Below are 5931 nucleotides of genomic sequence, written 5' to 3' on the forward strand. Positions count from 1 at the left end.
GTTCTACAACTTCAACCCGGTGCTCATCGAACGCGCCTGGCCTGCCGCTGTTGCCGTCGGTTTGGACTCGGTGTCGAATCGCCGGTGGACACTGCTCGATTCCGTCCTCGGCACCGCGCTGGGTTCGCTTGCCGCCGACCCCGGCCTGACCACGCTCGCAGATCGTCTCCGCGTCATCGGCGACGCAGCCTCGTTCGCCGGTCGGCCACTCGCAGCAGCGTGGCATGCGGCCGAGCACCCCGACGTACCGCATCTCGCGCTCTGGCACTCGATCACCGTCCTACGCGAGTGGCGCGGCGACGGTCACCTCGCCGCCTTGATCGACGCAGAACTCGACCCGACGGAAGCCGCCGTCTTCCACGAGGCCGACCGCACGACCCCGCAGCCCGGCCGTCGAGCACTCGGCAAGCGCATCACGCAGCTGACCCGGCAGTGGTCCGAGAGCGAATGGGGCTCTGCTGCAGAACGACTCGCCACTCGCGGATTGCTCACCACTTCGGCGGACGGCGAGACGTTGACCGAGGACGGACTCGCTCTCGATCGGCACATCGAGGATAGGACCGACGTGATGGCGTCGGCCGTATGGCGAGACGTCGAGGACGCCGATCAGTTGATCACCAGCGCACGACCGTACGTGAAGGCCGTGATCGACGCAGGCTTCCTCCCCGGAACGCAGAAGGCGTCCTAGTCGTAGGGTCCCGAGATCGAGGCCTCGGCCAGTCTGGACAGGCCTTCGCGGATGTGGCGAGCCCAGAGTCCACCGATACCGTCGACGGACTGCAGGTCGGCTGCGGTGGCCGCGAGCAACCCCTGCAGAGTGCCGAACGCGCCGACCAGTCGGTGAATCTGGCTGAACTGCAACCGCGGAACTCGGGTGAGTACCCGGTACCCACGGGGACTCATCGGGGTGTCGAGGGCCTCTATGGTCGCGGGATATCCGAAAGCGCGGGCCAGCGTCGTCAGATCCAGCAGATCGACGTCGGTCAACTTGTCCAGTGCGGCGAGCGCCTTCTCCACTCCGGTGGTGCTCGACGGTTCGTTGCCGGCCAGGTAATCACGCACGATCAGTTGGCGATCGACGTCGTTGTCGCCCAACAACTCTTCGAGCTGAAGAGCGAGCTGGCGGCCGTCGGTGCCGAGTTCGAGGACGTTCTGCTCGATCTCCACCGACACTCGCCGCACCATCTCGAGGCGCTGCGCGACGGTGAGGGCGTCGCGCAGTGTCACGAAGTCCTCGATCTCCACCACGGAGAGTTGACGGGTGTTGTCGTCGAGCCGGGCCTTGTAGCGTTCGAGAGTCGCGACGGCCTGATTGGCGCGCGAGAGAATGGTTGCCGAGCCTTCCACGACGTGCCGGATGCCACCGATGTAGACGCTGACGATGCTCATCGACTGGCTCACCGAGACGACGGGATAGCCGGTCTGCATGGCGGTTCGCTCGGCGGCGCGGTGCCGGGTACCGGATTCGACGGTGGGAATCTTGTGGTCGGGGACCAGCTGGACGTTGGATCGGACGATGCGCTTGCCGTCGGTCGAAAGCACTACTGCGCCATCCATTTTCGACAGTTCGCGAAGCCGGGTGGGGGCGAACTCGACATCGAGCTCGAACCCGCCGTCGCAGATCGCCTCGACCTCGTCGTCGTAGCCGAGGACGATCAACCCGCCGGTGCGGCCGCGAAGGATTCGCTCGAGACCGTCGCGCAGTGCGGTTCCCGGTGCGAGCCGGGCGATCGTCTCGCGCAACGCTGGGGACGGCGTGGTGCCCTCCATCGGCCAACCCCCTCGTGTCTTGGCAGCGGCTACGGCGCGGGCTGCGAATTTCTGTGCGTGCGAAACAAAGAGTACTGCGCTGCCACGTGCAGGCAGCCAGGCAAAGGATACTGCGCTGCTACATGCGGGCGGTCGGACAAAGAATACCGCCCGGTGTCATACGGGCCGCATACGCGTGTAGGTCAACGCCTCGCCGACGTTGGTGACGGTCTTGACCTTGATGCCGTCGGGTATGGGACCTGCGTCCTCGGGGACGATGGCGTAGTTGAACCCCAATCGGGCGGCCTCGGCGAGACGGCGACCCAGCCCGGCGACGCGGCGCACCTCTCCGGCCAGGCCGACTTCGCCCAGAATCACCATGCCCGCGGGAAGTGGTTGATCGCGAACCGCCGAGGCCACCGCCGCGGCGAGCGCGAGATCGGCGGACGGTTCGCTGGTGCGCATCCCGCCGACCGTCGCCGCGTAGACCTCCGCCTTGGACACCTTGACGCCGCATCGACGTTCCAGCACGGCCAGGATCATCGCCACGCGGGCGTGATCGAGCCCGCTGACCGCGCGCCGGGGCGACGGCATCGTGGTGTCGACGATCAGCGCTTGCAGCTCGGCCAACAGCGGCCGTTTGCCGTCCATCGTGACGGTGACGGCGGTGCCGGGCACGGCGTCGTTCCGATGATGCAGGAACAACCCGGACGGATCACTGATGCCGACGATGCCGGTCTCGCGGAGCTCGAAGCAACCCACCTCGTCGGAGGCCCCGAACCGGTTCTTGACGCCCCGAATCATCCGCAGTGTGGAGTGCTTGTCGCCCTCGAAGTTGAGCACCACGTCGACGAGATGCTCGAGAGATCGCGGACCGGCCACCGCGCCTTCCTTGGTGACGTGCCCGACGAGCAGTACCGCGACGCCGGTGGTCTTGGCCAACGTGGTCAACGCGCTGGTGATGGCGCGAACCTGGGTGACGCCGCCGATGACACCGTCGACGTCCGCAGCGAGCATCGTCTGGACCGAATCGACGATCAGCAGGCTGGGCTTGACCTGCTCCACGTGGCCGAAGACGGTGGCGAGGTCGGATTCGGCGGCGAGGAAGACGCGTTCGTGTACCGCGCCGGTGCGATCGGCACGCAACCGTACCTGCCCCGCCGACTCCTCGCCCGTGACGTAGAGCGCGCGTCGATCCGGTGCCGAGCGGGCCCATCGGTGCACCACCTCGAGCAGCAGCGTCGATTTGCCGACTCCGGGTTCGCCGGCAAGGAGGACGACCGAACCGGGAACGAGGCCGCCACCGAGCACGCGATCGAACTCGTCGATCCCGGTGGTGTTGGCCTGCGAGGTGGCACTGCTGATGGTCGTCAGAGCCGCAGCGGGCGTGCTGGGAATCATGGCTCCGCCGCCCGAACGAAGGGACGATGCGCCTGCCCGCGTCGCGAGCGGAGCCGCAGTGGCCTGGACCTCTTCCATCGAGCCCCAGTCACCGCATTCGGGACAGCGACCGACCCACTTCGAGACCGAGTGACGGCACGCAGAGCAGCGGTAGCTCGACTTCAGTTTGACCACGTCGGCAGCCTAACGATCGGCACCGACAGGGTCGGAGCGGCGGCTATTCGCCTTCGCTGTGCTCGGTGACCGCGGACGGGTCGCGCTCGAGCTCGATACCGGCGTCGACAGGAACGTTGACGACGACCTCGCCCGCGTTCGCGAACTCGAACGTGACCGGCAGTGTCAGGCCCGGTCGAACGTTCTCGGAGATGTCGGCCATCTCGACCTTGATCAGCTGGATCGGCAGCAGTGGATCGTCGAGCTGAACGTCTGCGGGCGAACCTGCGCCGAGCGCGGTCTGCGGAGCGATCTCGTTGCTGCCCGCTTCCGCCTCGTCGACGATGGTGACCTGTGCCTCGGGGGAGGAGATGCCGGTCAGCTCGTCGGCCACACTCGTGTTGGCGTTGATGGCCGTGAAGCCGAGCTCGACGGTGCCGCCGGGCTCGATGCTGTACTCCTCGGAGGTGGGGTACACCACGTGCACGTTGCGGAGCTGGATGTCTCCGACGTCGGCGGAGTTACCGTTGACCGCGGCGACCTGAGTGGCCGTCTGGGAGATCTGACCTGCGCCGCACGCGGTGAGGGCGAGCGCGCCACCGGCGAGAAGAGCGAGGGCGGCGGCCGTCCTGCGATGGCGGCCAAGCGGTGTCGCAGCGTCGATTGCAGTCACTTCGGTCGTCCTCCATGTGGTGCCGGGCCGGCTCGGTCCTTCTCGTCCACTAGGCAGAGTAGTAGTTCTGGTCCACCGGCCGCTCGTGGGGTCTGCCGACGGCCCGATGACGCCAGGTGAGGGTGCCTGTCGGGAGTGGAGACAGTGGATCGAACCGACCGAAAATGTGGCGTCGGATACACGTCGAATCCTCTGTGTCAACCCCTGATTCGGCACCGCTATGCCCCTGACCTGCACCGTTGATATGGGCCGTGGTATTCTGGATAAATCGAAAGGGGCACTTGTCACATGATTTTCAAGGTCGGAGACACCGTCGTTTACCCCCATCACGGAGCGGCGCTGATCGAAGCGATAGAGACACGCACCATCAAGGGTGAACCGAGAGAGTATCTGGTTCTCAAGGTCGCGCAAGGCGACCTCACCGTTCGAGTTCCCGCGGACAACGCAGAGTACGTAGGCGTTCGCGACGTCGTCGGGCAAGAAGGTCTCGACAAAGTCTTTCAGGTGCTCCGCGCGCCGCACACCGAAGAGCCCACCAACTGGTCGCGCCGCTACAAGGCCAACCTGGAGAAGCTCGCTTCCGGTGACGTGAACAAGGTTGCCGAGGTCGTCCGTGATCTCTGGCGGCGCGAGCAGGACCGCGGACTGTCGGCAGGCGAGAAGCGCATGCTCGCCAAGGCACGGCAGATTCTGGTCGGCGAGTTGGCACTGGCCGAAGGAACCGACCAGGCCAAGGCCGACACCATGCTCGACGAAGTTCTCGCCACAGCTTCATAGAGTGAACGGTACTTCCGGCGACGTCGTCGCCCTGGTACCCGCTGCAGGCAAAGGCCTTCGGCTCGGATACGACGAGCCGAAGGCATTCGTCTGTCTGGGTACGGACTCTCTCCTGGCGCGGTCCGTCGACGGCCTCCGGGCCTCGAGTGCCGTCGACCGCATCGTCGTCATCGTGCCGGCCGAGCTGCTCGACGCGGCCCGCCGTCATGTCGGCGGCGACGTCACCGTTGTTGCCGGAGGCCTCGAACGCACCGATTCGGTGCGCGCCGGTCTCGCCGCCGTCGGCGACGCAGCCGTCGTGCTCGTCCACGATGCCGCCCGCGCCCTCACCCCACCGACGCTGATCGCCCGTGTCGTGGCCGAGGTGCGCGCCGGCCGCTCCGCCGTCATCCCGGTTCTCCCGGTCGTCGACACCGTCAAGGAAGTCGACATCATGGGCGCAGTGGTGGGTACCCCGGACCGTGCGAGCCTGCGGTCGGTACAGACCCCGCAGGGGTTCGACGCCGACGTCCTGCGCCGCGCGTACGACGCGACCTCCGACATCTCCACCGACGACGCGGGCCTGGTCGAGCGCATCGGCGAGACCGTGCACACCATCGTCGGTGACGCCCTCGCGTTCAAGATCACCACCCCCCTCGACCTGCTGCTGGCCGAGGCCCTGACGAGAGGCGATTCATGAGAGTCGGCATCGGTACCGATGTGCACCCCATCGCCCCCGGCCGGCCCTGCTGGCTGGCCGGATTGCTGTTCGACGACGCGGACGGACTCGACGGGCATTCCGACGGCGATGTCGCCTCCCACGCCCTGTGCGACGCGTTGCTGTCCGCGGCCGGACTGGGCGATCTCGGATCGGTGTTCGGGACGGGGCGTCCGGAATGGGACGGGGTCAGCGGAGCTGCCATGTTGACCGAGGTCAAACGCCTGCTCGACGCCGATGGATTCGCGATCGGCAACGCTGCGGTGCAGATCATCGGCAACAGGCCCAAGATCGGACCGCGCCGCGCCGAGGCCCAGGAAGTCCTCTCGCGGGTACTCGGAGCGCCGATATCGGTGTCTGCAACCACCACCGACGGGCTCGGGCTGACCGGTCGGGGCGAAGGAATCGCGGCCATCGCGACCGCACTTGTCATGACGAGGTAAAACCACCGGTAGCATTGCTGGTCGTGACCCTTCACCTA

General features: G+C 66.7%; 7 protein-coding genes. 4 read left to right on the forward strand and 3 right to left on the reverse strand.

Annotated elements, in window-relative coordinates; all coding sequences use genetic code 11:
• The coding region (locus A2J02_RS28440; protein ID WP_068053739.1) for an SCO6745 family protein at positions 1 to 688 on the forward strand (688 nt) is incomplete at its 5' end.
• On the opposite strand, the gene disA is transcribed toward A2J02_RS28440, so the two are convergent.
• The 3 genes from disA to A2J02_RS22335 all read right to left on the reverse strand — a co-directional run bounded on the left by disA (position 685) and on the right by A2J02_RS22335 (position 3976).
• A complete protein-coding gene (gene disA, locus A2J02_RS22325; RefSeq protein WP_068053740.1) occupies positions 685 to 1770 on the reverse strand; it encodes a DNA integrity scanning diadenylate cyclase DisA in 1086 nt (361 codons plus the stop codon). The genes A2J02_RS28440 and disA overlap by 4 nt on opposite strands.
• Positions 1771 to 1926: 156 nt before the next feature.
• Complete coding sequence (gene radA, locus A2J02_RS22330; protein WP_068053746.1) at positions 1927 to 3324, reverse strand: DNA repair protein RadA; 1398 nt, start codon at positions 3322 to 3324, stop codon at positions 1927 to 1929.
• A gap of 43 nt (positions 3325 to 3367) precedes the next feature.
• Positions 3368 to 3976: a hypothetical protein gene (locus A2J02_RS22335; RefSeq protein ID WP_068053749.1), complete on the reverse strand. Its 609-nt coding sequence runs from the start codon at positions 3974 to 3976 to the stop codon at positions 3368 to 3370.
• Positions 3977 to 4264: 288 nt separating this feature from the next.
• On the opposite strand from A2J02_RS22335, the gene A2J02_RS22340 reads away from it, so the two are divergent.
• From A2J02_RS22340 to ispF, 3 genes are read left to right on the forward strand one after another with little or no spacing between them, the layout of a single operon-like run.
• Positions 4265 to 4753, forward strand: coding sequence for a CarD family transcriptional regulator (locus A2J02_RS22340; RefSeq protein WP_027494344.1), 489 nt, complete (start codon positions 4265 to 4267; stop codon positions 4751 to 4753).
• A gap of 1 nt (position 4754) precedes the next feature.
• Positions 4755 to 5432, forward strand: a complete 678-nt coding sequence (ispD, locus tag A2J02_RS22345) for a 2-C-methyl-D-erythritol 4-phosphate cytidylyltransferase (protein WP_068053751.1) — start codon at positions 4755 to 4757, stop codon at positions 5430 to 5432.
• The gene (gene ispF / locus A2J02_RS22350) at positions 5429 to 5893 is read left to right on the forward strand and encodes a 2-C-methyl-D-erythritol 2,4-cyclodiphosphate synthase (protein WP_068053754.1); all 465 of its coding nucleotides are present in this window, start codon (positions 5429 to 5431) and stop codon (positions 5891 to 5893) included. The genes ispD and ispF overlap by 4 nt, the downstream gene beginning before the upstream one ends.
• Positions 5894 to 5931 lie beyond the last annotated feature (38 nt).

The sequence above is a fragment of the Rhodococcus sp. EPR-147 genome (assembly GCF_001647185.1).
Lineage (GTDB): Bacteria > Actinomycetota > Actinomycetes > Mycobacteriales > Mycobacteriaceae > Rhodococcoides.